We start from the raw sequence: 14,710 nt of genomic DNA on the forward strand, positions 1-14,710 counted from the left end.
GTCAGCTCCGAGGATCGAACGCGTCGCGGCAGGCTTCGCCGATGAACACCAGCAGAGAAAGAATCAGGGCCAGCACCACGAACGCGGTCAGCCCCAACCAGGGCGCTTGCAGATTGCGCTTGGCCTCGCCGATCAGCTCGCCCAGCGACGCACTGCCCGCCGGCATGCCGAAGCCGAGAAAATCCAGCGCAGTGAGGGTGGCGATGGCGCCGGTGATAATGAACGGCAGGTAGGTCAGGGTGCTGGTCATCGCGTTGGGCAGGATGTGCCGCCACATCAGCGCAGCGTCGGTCAGGCCCAGTGCGCGGGCGGCTTTGACGTATTCCAGATTGCGCCCGCGCAGGAACTCGGCACGCACCACGTCAACCAGCGACAGCCAGGAGAACAGCGCCATGATCCCCAGCAGCCACCAGAAACTGGGGGACACGAAGCCGGACAGAATGATCAGCAGGTACAGCACCGGCAGCCCCGACCAGATCTCCTGAATGCGCTGGCCGATCAGGTCGGTCATGCCGCCGTAGTACCCCTGAATCGCCCCGGCACAGACGCCGATCACCGTGCTGATCGCGGTCAGCAGTAGCGCGAACAGAATGGAAATCCGCGCGCCGAACAACACCCGCGCCAGCACATCACGGGCCTGTTCATCCGTGCCCAGCCAGTTGATGTGGTCCGGCGGGCTGGGCGATGGCGCGTCCAGGTCGTAGTTGATGGTGTCGTAGCTGAACGGGATCGGCGCGAACAGCATCCAGCCGTTTTTTGCCGCGATCAGCTTGCGCACATAATCGCTGGCATAGTCCGGCTCGAAAGGCAGCTCGCCGCCGAAATCGGTTTCCATGTAGGTGTGCAACACCGGGTAATACATCTGCCCGTCGTAGCTGACCAGCAGCGGCTTGTCGTTGGCGATCAGTTCGCCGCACAGGCACACCAGCATCAGGCCGATGAAGATCCACAGCGACCACCAACCGCGACGGTTGGCCTTGAACAGGTCGAAGCGACGCCGGGTCTGGGGAGAGAACTCGAACATCAGGCGCTCCTCGCGGAAAAGTCGATGCGTGGGTCGACCAGCGTGTAACACAGGTCACCGATCAGTTTGATCAGCAGGCCGAACAGCGTGAACAGAAACAGCGTGCCGAATACGATGGGGTAGTCGCGCGAGACGGCTGCTTCGTAACTCATGCGCCCCAAACCATCGAGGCCGAAGATGGTTTCGATCAGCAGCGAGCCGGCGAAGAACACCTCGATCAAGGCCTGCGGAATACCGGCGATCACCAGCAACATGGCGTTACGAAACACGTGGCCGTACAGCACGCGATGCTCGGTCAGGCCCTTGGCGCGCGCCGTAACCACGTACTGGCGGCTGATCTCGTTGAGAAAGCTGTTCTTGGTGAGGATGGTCAGCGTGGCGAAGCCGCCGATTACCAGCGAGCTGACTGGCAACACCAGGTGCCACAGATAGTCCTTCACCTTGCCCCAGGTGCTCAGGTTGTCGAAGTTGTCCGAGAACAGCCCTTGCGCCGGAAACCAGCTCAGGTAACTGCCTCCGGCAAACACCACGATCAGCAGAATGGCGAACAGAAACGCGGGCGTGGCGTAACCGATGATCACCAGCGTGCTGCTCCAGACATCAAACGCGCTGCCATGCCGCACCGCTTTGCGAATGCCCAGCGGGATGGAAATCAGGTAGGTGATCAGCGTCGCCCAAAGCCCGAGTGACAGCGACACCGGAAGCTTCTGGGCAATCAGTTCGGTGACCGGCGCGCCGCGGAAGAAGCTGGTCCCGAAGTCCAGCTGTGCGTAATTCTTGAGCATCAGCCAGAGTCGCTCGTGCATCGGTTTGTCGAAACCGTAATGTTCCTTGATCTGCTCGATCAGCGCCGGGTCCAGCCCGCGCGTGCTGCGGCTGGCAGTGCCGGAGGCAGCCACTTCGCCCCCGCCGCCCCCCACACCGTTGGGGCTGAAGCCCTGAATGCGCGCGATGGCCTGCTCGACCGGTCCGCCGGGAGCGGCCTGCACGATCAGGAAATTCACAATCAGAATGGCCAGCAGCGTGGGAATGATCAGCAGCAGGCGTCGAATCACATAAGCCAGCATCTCAGTACTCCTTGGCGGCGGCAGGCTTGCCGGTCAGCGCAGCGGCCTGAGCATTGGTCAGCGGCGTCGGGCTGATCTGCCACCAGGTTTCCAGACCAACGTCATAGGTCGGTGCCACATCCGGCATGCCGAAACGGTTGGCGAACACCAGTGGCGTGCCCTTGGAGTAGTAGTTGGGAATCATGTAGTAACCCCATTGCAGGACCCGGTCCAGGGACCGTGCGTAGAGCACCATGTCATTGCGCGTATTGGCGCTGACCAGCCCGTCGATCAGCGTGTCCACCGCAGGATTGCGCAGCACTATGGCGTTGGAGCTACCCACTTCGGTGGCGCTTTGCGAGCCGTACAGGTTGTACAGCTCACGGCCAGGGGAAATGATCGGATTACCGTTTTTCGGCAGGCTGACCACGATCATGTCGTAGTCCCGCGCATTGAGCCGGTTGATGTACTGCGCCGAATCGATGCGCAGGAAATCCAGGGTGATGCCGATCTGCGCCAGCGTGCGCTTGAACGGCAGAATCAGCCGGTCGAAACCGCCTTGACCGTCGATGAAGCTGAACACCATCGGCTCGCCCGCCGCGTTGACCAGCTTGTTGTCCTTCGGATGCCAACCGGCTTCGGCCAGCAGCTTGAGGGCTTGCAACTGCTTGTCACGGATGTAGCCGCTGCCGTCGGTTTTCGGTGGCTGATAGACCTTACTGAACACCTCTTCCGGCACTTGGCCACGCAAGGGCTCGAGAATTTTCAGCTCGGCCGGGGTCGGCAGCTCGGTGGCGGCCATGTCGCTTTTCGGGAAATAGCTTTGTTCGCGCACGTAGAAATTGCGCATGACCCGACGATTGATCCAGTCGAAATCCCACAGCAACGACAGCGCCTCGCGCACGCGGCGGTCCTTGAACATGGGTTTGTCCAGATTGAACACAAAGCCCTGCGCGGCGACCGGACGTTGCGGTGCGAGGATGCGCTTTTGCAGGCGCCCGTCGTCAATCGCCGGGCCGCTGTAGCCGACCACGAAGCCTGAAGAGGAGAACTCGCGGTTGTAGTCGAACATCCCGGCCTGCAGCAACTGGCGGGCGATTTCGGTGTCGCCGTAGTAGTTCACGGTGAGCGTGTCGAAGTTGTACAGGCCACGGCTGACCGACAGGTCCTTGCCCCACCAGTCCTTGACCCGTTCGAAGGTGACGCTGCGCCCGGCGTCAACCTTGGCGACCCGGTACGGCCCGTTGCCCAAAGGCGGCTCGAAACCGCCGCCGTTGGCGAAGTCGCGGGTCTTCCACCAGTGTTCGGGGAGGATGTGCAGGCTGGCGATGTCCAGCGCCAGCATGCGGTTGAGGTTGTTCTTGAAGTCGAAGCGAATCTGCAGCGGCCCTTCGATGGTCACCTCTTTGACGTCGGCGAACATGGGTCGATAACTGAAGCTGGCCTTGGTGGTTATCAGCTCGAAGGTGTAGCGCACGTCTTCGGCGGTGACGGGCTTGCCGTCCTCGAAGCGCGCCTTGGGGTTGAGGAAAAAACGAATCCACAGACCGTCCGGGTCCATCTCCATCTTTTCCGCGATCAGGCCATACACCGTGTACGGCTCATCCAGCGAGCGATAGGCCAGTGGCGAGTACACCCAGCTGTCGACCTCGCGCACATTGATGCCCTGATCGACGTAGGGATTGAGGTAATTGAACTGGCCGATTTCTTCCGCCGACCGGGTCAGCGAACCACCCTTGGGAGCGTTCGGGTTGACGTAATCGAAGTGCTGGAAGCCGGCCGGGTATTTCGGTGCCTCGCCATAGACGGTCAAGGCGTGGGTCGGCGTCGCCAGCACAGTCTGCCAGCCACTGCACAGTGCAACACCCAGAAGCAGGCGCCGCAGAAAACGGTTAAGACGCGACATGGTGGGGCTTTCCTCGTACGCACTGAATGACGGAACACTGCGAAAAAGCCCCCGGCCGGGGAAGGCGGATGAAACCTGGGCCGGAGGGGGCGAGCTCGCAATCTGACGTGGCCCACGGAGCGTTATGGGCCACGTCGTCACACTCAGAAGTGGTAAGTCGCGCGGGCGAACAGGGTGCGCCCCAGCGGGTCGGCGTAACGAGGATCGTAGCCGGACTGGAAGTTGTAGGCCTGGTTGGAGAACGGCGGGTTGCGGTCGAACATGTTGCGCACACCGGCGTCGATATCCAGCACTTTGTCGAAGGTATGACCCACCGACATGTCCCACAACGCATACGATGCGACCCGCGCATTGGTGGTGCGGTCATAGTCGTTGTAGCCGCTGGTGAAGCGGTTGGTGATGGAGGCGCGGGTATCGCCCAGTGCCCAGGTACCGGTCAGCACGTGTTTCCAGCGCGAAATCACGCCGTCGCCCTGGAAGTCGCCGACCTTGTCGGTGTACGGGCCGTCGATGATGTTCTGGAAGTCATAACGCGTCACATAGGTGCCGGTCATGCCCAGACCGAACTGACCATAAGGCGTGTTCGGGAAGCGATAGTCGAGGGTTACGTCGACACCGCTGGTCTTGACGATGCCCAGGTTGGCGTTGCCGGTGACGATATTGGCGATCGAACCGTCGGCAGCGCGCACGTAGCGGTCGGCGTAGGTGTTGGGGTCATCGAACACGGTCGACTCGGGGAACGCCTGGATCTGGTTGGAAATGTGAATCCACCAGAAATCCAGGCCCATCGACAGGTTGTTGACCGGCTGATAGACGAAGCCCAGGGTCATGTTGCGGGCTTTTTCCGGGGCCAGCTCGGTGTTGCCTCCACCATTGTTGAGGAACTGCTGCTGGCAATCACGACCGGCGTTACCACCCGGCTGGACGACACCACCGGCACACAGCACCGGGTCGTTGTAATAGCCCTGGGTGAAAGTCGTACTGCGCGGGGCATACAGCTCGTAAAGCGACGGCGCGCGGAAACCTTCGCTGTAGGCACCACGGACCACCAGTTGCTTGAACGGCTGGTAGCGGAACGAGTATTTCGGGTTGGTGGTGCTGCCGAAGTCGCTGTATTTGTCGTGACGGACGGCGGCGGTCAGTTCAAGGCTGTCCAGCACGGGCACGTTCAGTTCGGCGTATTCCGCCTTGACGCTCCTGTCGCCTTCGACGCTACCGGCGGCATCTGCGCCCAGGCTGCTGATGTCGTTGACGTAGGCTTCGTACTGCTGATGCATTTTCTCTTTGCGGTATTCGCCGCCCAACGCCAGACCCGCAGGGCCTGCACCGAACCAGTCACCGATTTCCCGGCTGATGCGCGCATCGAGCCCGGCCACCCGGCCCACAGCACTGGAGTACTGGCCGTGATATTCGTTGGCATCGATCAGTGCCTGACCGGCAGCGGTTTGCGGGCCGAACGGGTTAAGGGTGCCATTGGCCAGGCCGTTGAGCATTGCAGCGTCACTGACATAACCGTTGGTGAGCGATGACAGGACTTTGTTCTGGTTGTAAGAAGCACCTACGTTGTAGTCCCAGCCGCCCACCAGGCCGTCGAAGTTCAGCAGGAAACGCTGGCTGGTGTTCTGGTCGCTGGACCCGCGTGGCCCGGCTGCGGTTTCTCGCCAGGCTGTGCTGATCGGTTGGGTCGGGTCGAGAGTAAAGTCGGTCGGTGCCGGAGTGATGCCGTTGCCGGGATAAAAAGGCGACGATGAGTCCAGAGACAGGCCGGTAAGGGGCGCAGGCCCGATATCGGTATGGTTGTTGTTACGAGCCCAGAAGTATTCGAGGCTGACGTTATGATCGTCTGCCAGCTTGCCGGTGGCCTTGCCAAAAAACGAGGTCTTTTCGGTTTGCGGGATCAGGTCGATGTATTCACGGGTGCTGAACCGGCAGATGCCGTTGCTGGCGATCAGGTTAGGGCCGCCGCAGTTTCTGCCCAGCGGGTTCGCAGAGTTGTCACCCTGGAAGTAATTGCCGGGATAGGCCGTACCGGAGGTCTGATTGAGCCCGCGTCCTGGCACGTAATCTCTGGCAAACGAGCGGTCGTTGGCGTCCAGGTTTTGCTGCTTGTTGTAGTTGAATACACCCATGACGTTGAAGCGGTCTTGCTCCAGATCACCAAAGCCCCAACTGGCGCTCATGTCCTTGGTGGCACCGCCGCCGCTGGCGGTCGGGGTTTCTCCACCCAGGGTCAGGCTGCCGTCGGTCAGGGATTTTTTGGTGATGAAGTTGATCACACCGCCAATGGCGTCAGTGCCGTACAACGCCGAGGCACCGTCACGCAACACTTCGACGCGGTCGATGGCGGCGAACGGGATCATGTTCAGGTCGATGGCGCTGCCGTTGGGCGTGCCCACACCCGACAGTGCGTTATTGGCCAGACGGCGGCCGTTGAGCAGCACCAGCGTCTTGTTGGCGCCGATGCCGCGCATATCGGCAAACGAGGCACCACCTGTTCCGGCGCCGACCGAGCCTGCGCTGTTGTTGATCGACTGGCTGCCGGTGATGCGCTGGACCATTTCCTGGGTGGTGGTCACGCCCTGTTTCTTCAGGTCGTCAGCGCGCAGGATGGTAATTGGCACGGCGGTTTCGGCATCGACCCGGCGGATCGCCGAACCGGTCACTTCTACACGTTGCAGTTGGGTTGTGGCAGGCACAACCGCTGCACTGGTGGACACGGCCGAGCCGCTGGTGTCCGCATCGACGGCGTCTGCCGCCTGGGCACCGCTCATGCCCATGGCCAATGCACAGAGCAGGGCACGTGGATGACGCCGGACCGCGAGGGCCAGTGGTTTGAGGGTGCAACCGGGAAGATTCATCAGCATGGTTAGTTCCGACTTGATCCAGACATTATTGAAATGGCCTTGTGAGCCCTCTGTTCCCGACGCGGTTGTGCCGAGCGGGAGTTCCACTTCTTCTTTTTCCAGCAAGCCGCTCCCCTCCAGGGGCTTTTCAGCCCACGGACAACCGCATTCACGGGGGTCGGGTCAGACGGCTTCGCGAGGCGAAGCCACCCGGTCAGTCGAGCGTCATTTCGCTGTCATGACGGATATCTTCGTAATGCCGGAACGTTCGATGGAGGCCATGGCCTTGGCCACCTGGCCATAATTCACGGCGGTATCGGCCTGCAACTGAACGCGGATTTCCGGGTCCTTGGCCTTTTCGTCCTGCAGGCTTTTTTCCAGCAGCTCCGGGGCGATTTCCGATTTGGCGAGGTAGAACTTGCCGTCCTGATCGACGCTGACCACCACCGGGTTTTTCTTCTCGGCGGGGGCGACTGCGTCGGTCTTGGGCAAGTTGACCTTGATCGCGTTGGTCATCAGCGGCGTGGTGACGATGAACACCACCAGCAGTACGAGCATCACATCCACCAGCGGCGTGACGTTCATCTCGCTGAGTACTTCATCGCTGTCCTGAGTAGAGAAAGACATTAGCTGGCCTCCCGAACGGCATGGCCATTCTTGCTGGCGATGGGCTGACGGGTGACCGCGAAGGCGCTGCGCTGGGCGAGGGCGTCGAAGTCGTGGGCGAAGTCATCCATGTCGGCCACGGCGAGCTTGAGGCGGCGCAGGAAGAAGTTGTAGATCAACACTGCTGGCACGGCTACGGCGATACCCACACCGGTGGCGACGAGCGCGTGACCGATAGGCCCGGCGACCGCTTCAAGGCTCGCCGAACCGGTCACACCGATGCTTTGCAGTGCTTCCATGATCCCCCAGACGGTACCGAACAGGCCAATGAAGGGCGCGGTGCTGCCGATACTGGCGAGAATCGCCTGGCCGCTTTCCAGCGCGCGACGCTCTTTTTGTATCTGCTGGCGCAGGTTGCGCTCCAGACGGTCCGAGCGGTTGATGGTGTGCGCCAGTTGTTGCGTGGTGCGCGGCGACTCATCGACCGCCATGGCTTCGAAGCCACTGTTGGCGATACGCGCCAGCGCGCCGGGGTATTGCGCAGAATGCTCGGCAGCGGTGAGCAGGTCCGGTGCGCTCCAGAAGGCTTTGGTGAATTGTTTGTTCTGGGACTTCTGGCGGACATACTGCGCCGACTTGATCAGCAACAGTGCCCAACTCAATACGGAAAACAGAATCAGTGCCCAGAGCACGGCCGGGACGATCATGGAGGAGAGCGATGCGTTCATGGTTTAAACCTCACCAGCTTTGATAATTGAAGTGTCGGTTGTCAGGTGCCGGATCATTCCGGCAACTTGAAGTCGATGGTCTGCGTCGCGAAGCCTTCTATCGGCGTGTCACCGCGTTTGGCCGGTATGAACTTCCAGTTGCGCACAGCCTCCACGGCCGCTTCGTCCAGTACCGGTTTGCCGCTGGATTTGGTCACCTCGACAGCGCCAGCGCGGCCGTTTGGCAGCACCTTGATGCGCAGAATCACGCGACCTTCCCAACTGCGTCGCAAGGCCAGCCCCGGGTATTCCGGCGGCGGGTTGCCCAGGCTGGCGAGCCCGGATACCGCAGCGCTTTCCTTGACCGGAGCCGGTGGCGCAGCAGGTGCCGGCGGCGCGGGCGCAGGCGTTGGCGGCGCGGGCGGGCTGGGTGCGGCGGCAGGCGTTGGCGCAGGCGGCGTCGGCTTTTTCACCGGCTCGACTTTCTTGACCGGCTTGGGCTTCTCGACCTTGGGCTTTTCCACTGGCTTGGGCGGCGGCTCGACCGCGTCCGGATCCTCGACCGGTTGTTCCGGTTCGGGGGGAGGCGGTGGAGGCGGCGGCGGAGGTGGTGGCTCGGGCGGCGGCGGTTCCGGTGCGGGTGGCGTAGGGCTGGTCAGTTCAATGGTCATTTCCGGAACTTGTGGTGCAACTTCCGGGACGTCTGGCTGGGCAGTTTGCATGTACCACCAGATCACACCATGAATAAGGACCGACGCAGCAATCAACACCATTACTTGCGGCTTGTTAAGGCCGCCCGGACGCGACGTATTGGCGCTGAAAGGAATACCCTGCCACGCCGTCGAAGTGTCATCGGGCGAGGGAGAGGGAACCGCTTTCATTATTACCGCATCATTCATTAACGCTCCCTCGGGTAGTTAAAGGGCAATAAGATTCCGCTCGAACAACGGGTAACTGTTCGATTGATGGAGACCTGCATATTGTGAATAGGCAGGGCAACGCGGTGGGTGCGCACACGGCGAACTCAAACGGTTAAAGGACGTCTTGAATCAGGGCACTGACATTGCAGATCCTTGCTTGCTTATCGTCATGTACGGGGACGTACAGCGATGTTCCTGAATGCTTACATTGCAACCGCTGTGCCAGAAAGCCCTCGCTGGAACCGCTGATGCAGAGCGGGTGTCGCATTCGTATAACTATTTATCGATTCCCGATTTCGTTGACTTCAAAGCGGCAGATATGAATAAGACTTTGAACAAAAAAACAGGCAAACAATGGCCCTCTGCTTGAGCAGACGCGTTCGAAAATCATGACCTGCAAGTCACTTTTTTAAATGCACCAATACTGTGTCATGAGGACCACGTTGGTGCGTTAGTTGATCAGCGCCTCATAAAAACAATACTCCGTGTGGGTACGGCGGTTGTGTGGACAGTTGTGGTTATTGAAATAAAAGCCACCCTTTTAGATGATGGCAAAATGAAAGCACTTAAAATAAAGTGTCGGACACTCTTTATAGGTCGACCGTCTTTTAATTAAAAACAACCCCGTGTGTACTTAATGACGCGCACAGGCGTGCAAGGCGCTGATTCATCATCAGAACATTCAAGGCACACGCGAAATGTCTTAAGTCCAGACGTGCAGGGCGGTCGAATAACAGCGCGCAGATCGGGACAAGGTTGAAGCGGCCGTGCCGGCATCGCTTGAGGCAGGTGATGCCCAAGGTGTGAATTGCCAGCGTAACGGTGGTCTGACGCAAGACTGATAGGGCACAGCTAGATTCCTTTCCTGGCGGGCAGCGAGACTTGTGGTCTGCTCCCCTGCACTGTTTGTGGACGCTTTGACGTCCGTGAACTGCACTTTGGTGCGTGTAGGCACCCCATGAATGCAGCGTGCACCATTGGTTTATGGCACGACCGTTCCACTTGAAAGATCTGTGCCAATTTGTGTCTTTTTGTATCTGGAGGGGTACATTTTCATCTGCAGACGAGTTTTTGCGGCTGCAAGGCGCAGTCATAGACCCTGGCGGGTATCAACTCGGCAGAGTGGCGCGGGTGCGCCGGGAGAGAGCCGCCCGGGATTAGGGCGGCCAATAGGCATGGTGAATTACCAGAACGCAGCAGGTGCGCTGAGCGCCTTGCTGAACACCTCGATGGCGCGCTCAACATCTGCCTGCGTGGTATAGCGGCCAAGGCTGACGCGCACGCTGGCCAGGGCCTTGGCTGAATCCATACCCAGAGCGAGCAGCACATGCGAGGGGGCATTGCTGGCCGAGTTGCACGCGGACGTCGAGGACAACGCCAGGCTGTGGGATAGCTGCGAGCTGGTGAAGCCACTGCGGGTGATGCACAGGTTCAGTGTGTGCGGAATGCGTTGTTGCGGACAGCCATTGAGCTGCACATCCGGCAGGCTCAACAAGCCTTCGCGCAGGTGGCGACTCAGCTCTTCAATACGACGGTTTTCAGTGTCGGCCTGGCTGATCGCCAACGCAAAGGCTGTACCCATGCCGACGATCTGATGGGTGGCCAAGGTGCCCGAACGAAAGCCGCCTTCATGTCCGCCGCCGTGGATCTGCGCTTTCAGCAACGAATGCGCGCGTGGGCCCACGTACAGCGCGCCAATGCCCTTGGGGCCGTAGGCCTTGTGCGCCGAGAACGACATCAGGTCGACGGCCAGACTCGCCAGATCGACCTTCACCTTGCCGACGCCCTGCGCAGCGTCCACATGAAACAGCGCACCGTGCTCGCGTACCAGCGCGCCAATGCTGGCGATATCGGTCAGCGTACCCAACTCATTGTTCACCAGCATCAGCGATACCAGCAGCGTGTCTTCGCGCAATGCAGCCTGTACGGCGTGAGGCTGGATCAGGCCCTGAGCGTCCGGCCTCAGCCAGGTGACGGGAAAGCCCTGGCGCTCCAGTGTGCTGACGGTGTCGAGCACGGCCTTGTGTTCCAGCACGCTGGTGATGATGTGACGGCGCTGCGCGCTGGCATCATGGGCGATGCCCTTGATCGCCAGGTTGTTGGACTCGGTTGCGCCGGAGGTCCAGACAATGGTGTCGACAGGCGCACCCACCGCATCGGCCACCTGCGCGCGTGCCTGTTCAACGGCCTGCCGCGCCACCTGCCCATAACCGTGCCCGCTGGATGCCGGATTACCGAAATGACCTTCGCGCCCCATGCAGGCAACCATAGCTTCGATGACCTGTTCATCAACAGGCGTGGTGGCGGCGTAATCCAGATAGAGCGCAGAAGTGGTCATGGGCAATTCGCTTTGTAATCGAGTCAAAATCAAGGGCTGGCATTACCAGACCGACTGCTTGAAAGATTACTGATCCGCAGGCGAAAATTTTTTGACATTTACACGGATACGAGCAGCCAAAGCGAAAAAATATTCGCTTACGCTTGGATTTTTAAGATTAAAAATTCTAGGATGCTGCTTCAGGCGCAGAGTCGCAGCCAGACACCCATCGTTCCTCACGCTCCACGTGGGAATGCAGTTCTGGACGCTCCGCGTCCAATCCGAGGATGCAAGGGGCTGCACCGTTGGGTGACGCAGAGCGTCACGAAATGCATGCCAACGCGGAGCATTGGCACGATAGTCATGCCGCGTGAGGCGCAGATCGTAGCCAGACACCATCGTTCCTCACGCTCCGCGTGGGAATGCAGTTCTGGACGCTCCGCGTCCAATCCGAGAACGCAAGGGGCTGCACCGTTGGGTGACGCAGAGCGTCACGACAGGCATTCCCACGCGGAGCGTGAGGAACGATCAGTGTAAAGCGACTAACGCAGGAAACCGCTAGTGGACAAATTCGACCGGGCAATCCTCGACATCCTGCAAACCGACTGCACCCGTTCGGTGGCGGACATCGCCGAGCGTATCGGCCTGGGCAGTACCGCGTGCTGGCGACGTATCCAGAAGCTGGAAGAGGCCGGCATCATCGACCGCCGGGTCGCGCTGCTGAACCCGCAACGGCTGAACGTCTCAGTCAGCGTCTTCGCCGCCATCCGCACCAACCAGCACAACGCCGCCTGGCTCGAACAGTTTCACGCCACCGTCGGCGAGCTGCCTGAAGTAGTCGAGTGCTACCGCATGGCAGGCGACACCGACTATATGCTGCGCATCGTCGTAGCCGACATCGCAGGGTACGACGCGGTGTACAAACAACTGATCAGCATCCCCGGGATCAGCGACGTAAGCTCCAGCTTCGCCATGGAACAGATCAAATTCACCACCGGCCTGCCCTTGCAATACGCATCGTTTGGCGGCTGAGCACCGCCACGCTCATCGATTGAATCGAACCCTCAGCCCGATGCCACGTCCACTTTCTTTGGCAAACGAAAAAGGTGGCTGACATGACAACCGATCACATACTCACAAACAGCGTGCCCAAAGAAGACCCCGCCAGCCCGCAACTCGGCCAGTACGACCGTGAAGCAGACCCGGTCCTCGCCATGAATGCGAACAGACCCGGTGTCGGTTCGGAACGCGGCGACGAGGTCAAGAAACGCACGGAAGGCGACGAGGCTTACGAAGATGACGAGCCGGAAGTGTATTCGGATGACCCGGATATCGTCGCGGATGAGGGTGGTGGTGTTTCGCCGGGCTGAGGGAGCACAAATATGGCGCTAAGGTGATGTAACAGCTCAAACGTGTTCATGTAAGTGACGTTGAGCTGTTCACAGAGGTTGGGGATGATGAATACGCCGACTCAAGGCCGAGAAGCAATCTCGTCCAGATGACTCAGCAGATCCAGCGGGTCCTCATAAACCCTTAACGCGCCAGCACGCTCAAGCTCGCCTATGTCATAGCCACCCGACAGCAGACCGACGCCGGTTGCCTTGCAGCGACGTGCCGCCAGCATGTCCCAGATCGCGTCCCCTATCACCAGACACTCGTCAATCGGAGCGTTTATCTTCTTTGCAGCCGCCAGAAACAGGTCGGGGTCAGGCTTGCCATAGCTCACGTCATCGCGCGTAACGATGTTGATCTTTTTGATGTCCAGTTTCAGCGCTTTCAGGTTGATCGTCGCCGTATCGATCCCGCCGCTGGTGGCGATGCACCACTTGAGGTTTTCCTTGTCGAGCGTCTCCAGCAACTCGACGGCGCCGGGCAATGCGATGATCTGTCCTTGCAGCCGCTCGTAAGCCTGAGCATGTTTCTCGCTGAGCCGTTCGGCTTGTTCTTCGCTGATGTTCAAGCCGGTTTCACGCGACAGTGATTTCAACATCAGTCCGCCGCTCATGCCGATCTTGCGGTGAATACGCCACATCGCAAGCGGGATTTCTTCTGCGTCCAGTGCTTCTTTCCAGGCGGCAACGTTTTGATAAACGCTGTCGGTCAGCGTGCCGTCCAGGTCGAAGATGAAGGAGGTTTGGGGTCTCATAGGGTTACTCTTTTTGAATGCGGATTGACCATCTGGCGAGGTTCGGGGCGTTGTGGTCGACACCTGTTCGGCGGTGTCGGAATGCGGCGATCATCAATGAAGCGAGGGCTGTACCGGGGCTTCGAATACGGCACTGCCAGATGGAGGGAAAGGGCTGGTTTTTTGAGGTCACACACTTTCGAGTACGTGATGGAATGGCGGTTCGATCTTTCGGGCGGGAGGGCGGCTTGGTAGCAGAAAAGCCTGATGGCTTTCCAGTCGGTTTGAAGACTCTCCAGCCGCGTTAACGCTGTACGTAACCCTCCACCAGCGCCTGAACCCGCGCTGCGTCCTCATGGGTAACCGGGTTATAAACAATCATCGACAGATCCGGCCGGCCATCCACTGCGAAACCCGAATACTCCAGCTCAATCAGCCCATGAACCGGATGCCTCAGGCGCTTGGTGCCTTCGCCCTGTAAACGCACATCGTTGTCGCGCCACAACGCAGCGAAATCAGCACTGAGCGTGCAGAGTTCGTCAGCGAGTTCACGGAGTTCCGAGGCGGCTCCGGCACGGGTCGCGTCGGCCCTGAATGCGGCGACTATGAAGCGCGCGACGGCCTGCCAGTCGTCCTGCTTTGCACGCGTGCCAGCATTGCAAAACATCAGGCGCAGGATGTTGCGCTGCTCTACGGGCAGCAGGTTGTAGTCAGTAAATACGGCGGCAGCAGCGTTGTTCCAGGCCAGAACATCCCAGGTGGCGGTCTTGATAAAAGCAGGGCTGAACGCGAGCGTATCCAGAATACGCTGCAAGCGTGGCGATACGCCCTCGGGCGCGCTGTAGACCACTTCGGGCAGATGACCAAAAGCGAGCATGAACAGGTGTTGCCGCTCGGGCTCGGTCATCAGGAGGCTTTGCGCGATCCGGTCCAGAACCTGAGCAGACGGCGCGCCGCCGCGTCCTTGTTCCAGCCACGTGTACCACGTTGCGCTGATATTGGCGCGCTGGGCAACTTCTTCCCGACGCAAGCCTGGCGTGCGTCGACGCGCAGTGGAAAGCCCCAGACTCGCGGGGTCCAGACGCGCCCGACAGTCCTTCAAATACGTTCCCAGCGGGTTGGCCATGATGATCCTGTTGGTTTTTATACCCTGATAACGTCACGTCTTTTACGGGATAAACGTTACGCGCACTCTGCCGACTTCAGCAAAGAGAGA

General features: G+C 59.9%; 12 protein-coding genes and 1 pseudogene. 2 read left to right on the forward strand and 11 right to left on the reverse strand.

Annotation, left to right across the window (positions count from 1 at the left end; all coding sequences use genetic code 11):
• Window position 1: 1 nt before the first annotated feature.
• The 8 genes from BT119_RS07415 to BT119_RS07450 form a co-directional block, all read right to left on the reverse strand.
• Window positions 2-1,024, reverse strand: a complete 1,023-nt coding sequence (locus tag BT119_RS07415; protein ID WP_003435077.1) for an ABC transporter permease — start codon at window positions 1,022-1,024, stop codon at window positions 2-4.
• Window positions 1,024-2,091: a microcin C ABC transporter permease YejB gene (locus BT119_RS07420; RefSeq protein WP_044310395.1), complete on the reverse strand. Its 1,068-nt coding sequence runs from the start codon at window positions 2,089-2,091 to the stop codon at window positions 1,024-1,026. The genes BT119_RS07415 and BT119_RS07420 overlap by 1 nt, the downstream gene beginning before the upstream one ends.
• 1 nt (window position 2,092) lies before the next feature.
• Entirely contained in the window at window positions 2,093-3,976 is a 1,884-nt protein-coding gene (locus tag BT119_RS07425; protein WP_072365227.1) for an extracellular solute-binding protein, read from the reverse strand.
• A 143-nt stretch (window positions 3,977-4,119) separates the two neighbouring features.
• Entirely contained in the window at window positions 4,120-6,945 is a 2,826-nt protein-coding gene (locus tag BT119_RS07430) for a TonB-dependent receptor (protein ID WP_024661789.1), read from the reverse strand.
• Between the two features lie 99 nt (window positions 6,946-7,044).
• On the reverse strand, window positions 7,045-7,446 hold the full coding sequence (locus tag BT119_RS07435) for an ExbD/TolR family protein (protein ID WP_002555939.1): 402 nt from the start codon (window positions 7,444-7,446) through the stop codon (window positions 7,045-7,047).
• Complete coding sequence (locus tag BT119_RS07440; RefSeq protein WP_003435083.1) at window positions 7,446-8,132, reverse strand: MotA/TolQ/ExbB proton channel family protein; 687 nt, start codon at window positions 8,130-8,132, stop codon at window positions 7,446-7,448. Before BT119_RS07440 ends, BT119_RS07435 begins: the two co-directional genes overlap by 1 nt.
• A 74-nt stretch (window positions 8,133-8,206) precedes the next feature.
• Window positions 8,207-9,013 (reverse strand): energy transducer TonB, encoded by an 807-nt coding sequence (locus BT119_RS07445; protein WP_003435085.1) that lies wholly within the window; start codon window positions 9,011-9,013, stop codon window positions 8,207-8,209.
• 1,222 nt (window positions 9,014-10,235) lie between these two features.
• Window positions 10,236-11,390, reverse strand: coding sequence for a cysteine desulfurase family protein (locus tag BT119_RS07450; protein ID WP_060708487.1), 1,155 nt, complete (start codon window positions 11,388-11,390; stop codon window positions 10,236-10,238).
• 540 nt (window positions 11,391-11,930) lie between these two features.
• Between BT119_RS07450 and BT119_RS07455 the strand changes: the two genes are divergently transcribed.
• Both BT119_RS07455 and BT119_RS07460 read left to right on the forward strand, forming a co-directional pair.
• Window positions 11,931-12,401 (forward strand): Lrp/AsnC family transcriptional regulator, encoded by a 471-nt coding sequence (locus BT119_RS07455; RefSeq protein ID WP_072365229.1) that lies wholly within the window; start codon window positions 11,931-11,933, stop codon window positions 12,399-12,401.
• A gap of 83 nt (window positions 12,402-12,484) precedes the next feature.
• Window positions 12,485-12,739, forward strand: a complete 255-nt coding sequence (locus tag BT119_RS07460; protein ID WP_003367627.1) for a hypothetical protein — start codon at window positions 12,485-12,487, stop codon at window positions 12,737-12,739.
• Here the strand turns inward: BT119_RS07460 and BT119_RS27445 are convergent.
• The 3 genes and pseudogenes from BT119_RS27445 to BT119_RS07475 form a co-directional block, all read right to left on the reverse strand.
• Window positions 12,658-12,831 (reverse strand): annotated as a pseudogene (locus tag BT119_RS27445) (DUF4411 domain-containing protein); the annotation flags it as partial. The gene BT119_RS07460 and the pseudogene BT119_RS27445 sit on opposite strands and share 82 nt — an antisense overlap.
• A 9-nt stretch (window positions 12,832-12,840) precedes the next feature.
• Window positions 12,841-13,515 carry an HAD family hydrolase gene (locus BT119_RS07465; RefSeq protein WP_072365231.1) on the reverse strand — a complete coding sequence of 225 codons (675 nt, stop codon included), beginning with the start codon at window positions 13,513-13,515 and terminating at the stop codon, window positions 12,841-12,843.
• A 283-nt stretch (window positions 13,516-13,798) separates the two neighbouring features.
• Entirely contained in the window at window positions 13,799-14,620 is an 822-nt protein-coding gene (locus BT119_RS07475; protein ID WP_072365235.1) for a helix-turn-helix transcriptional regulator, read from the reverse strand.
• Window positions 14,621-14,710 lie beyond the last annotated feature (90 nt).

Source organism: Pseudomonas sp. NFACC10-1 (assembly GCF_900119195.1).
Lineage (GTDB): Bacteria > Pseudomonadota > Gammaproteobacteria > Pseudomonadales > Pseudomonadaceae > Aquipseudomonas > Aquipseudomonas cerasi.

Bases quoted from the DNA above. Each gene is read 5' to 3' on its own strand.
- BT119_RS07415 (WP_003435077.1), bottom strand. From the start codon at position 1,024: ATGTTCGAGTTCTCTCCCCAGACCCGGCGTCGCTTCGACCTGTTCAAG.
- BT119_RS07420 (WP_044310395.1), bottom strand. From the start codon at position 2,091: ATGCTGGCTTATGTGATTCGACGCCTGCTGCTGATCATTCCCACGCTG.
- BT119_RS07425 (WP_072365227.1), bottom strand. From the start codon at position 3,976: ATGTCGCGTCTTAACCGTTTTCTGCGGCGCCTGCTTCTGGGTGTTGCA.
- BT119_RS07435 (WP_002555939.1), bottom strand. From the start codon at position 7,446: ATGTCTTTCTCTACTCAGGACAGCGATGAAGTACTCAGCGAGATGAAC.
- BT119_RS07440 (WP_003435083.1), bottom strand. From the start codon at position 8,132: ATGATCGTCCCGGCCGTGCTCTGGGCACTGATTCTGTTTTCCGTATTG.
- BT119_RS07445 (WP_003435085.1), bottom strand. From the start codon at position 9,013: ATGAAAGCGGTTCCCTCTCCCTCGCCCGATGACACTTCGACGGCGTGG.
- BT119_RS07450 (WP_060708487.1), bottom strand. From the start codon at position 11,390: ATGACCACTTCTGCGCTCTATCTGGATTACGCCGCCACCACGCCTGTT.
- BT119_RS07460 (WP_003367627.1), top strand. From the start codon at position 12,485: ATGACAACCGATCACATACTCACAAACAGCGTGCCCAAAGAAGACCCC.
- BT119_RS07465 (WP_072365231.1), bottom strand. From the start codon at position 13,515: ATGAGACCCCAAACCTCCTTCATCTTCGACCTGGACGGCACGCTGACC.
- BT119_RS07475 (WP_072365235.1), bottom strand. From the start codon at position 14,620: ATGGCCAACCCGCTGGGAACGTATTTGAAGGACTGTCGGGCGCGTCTG.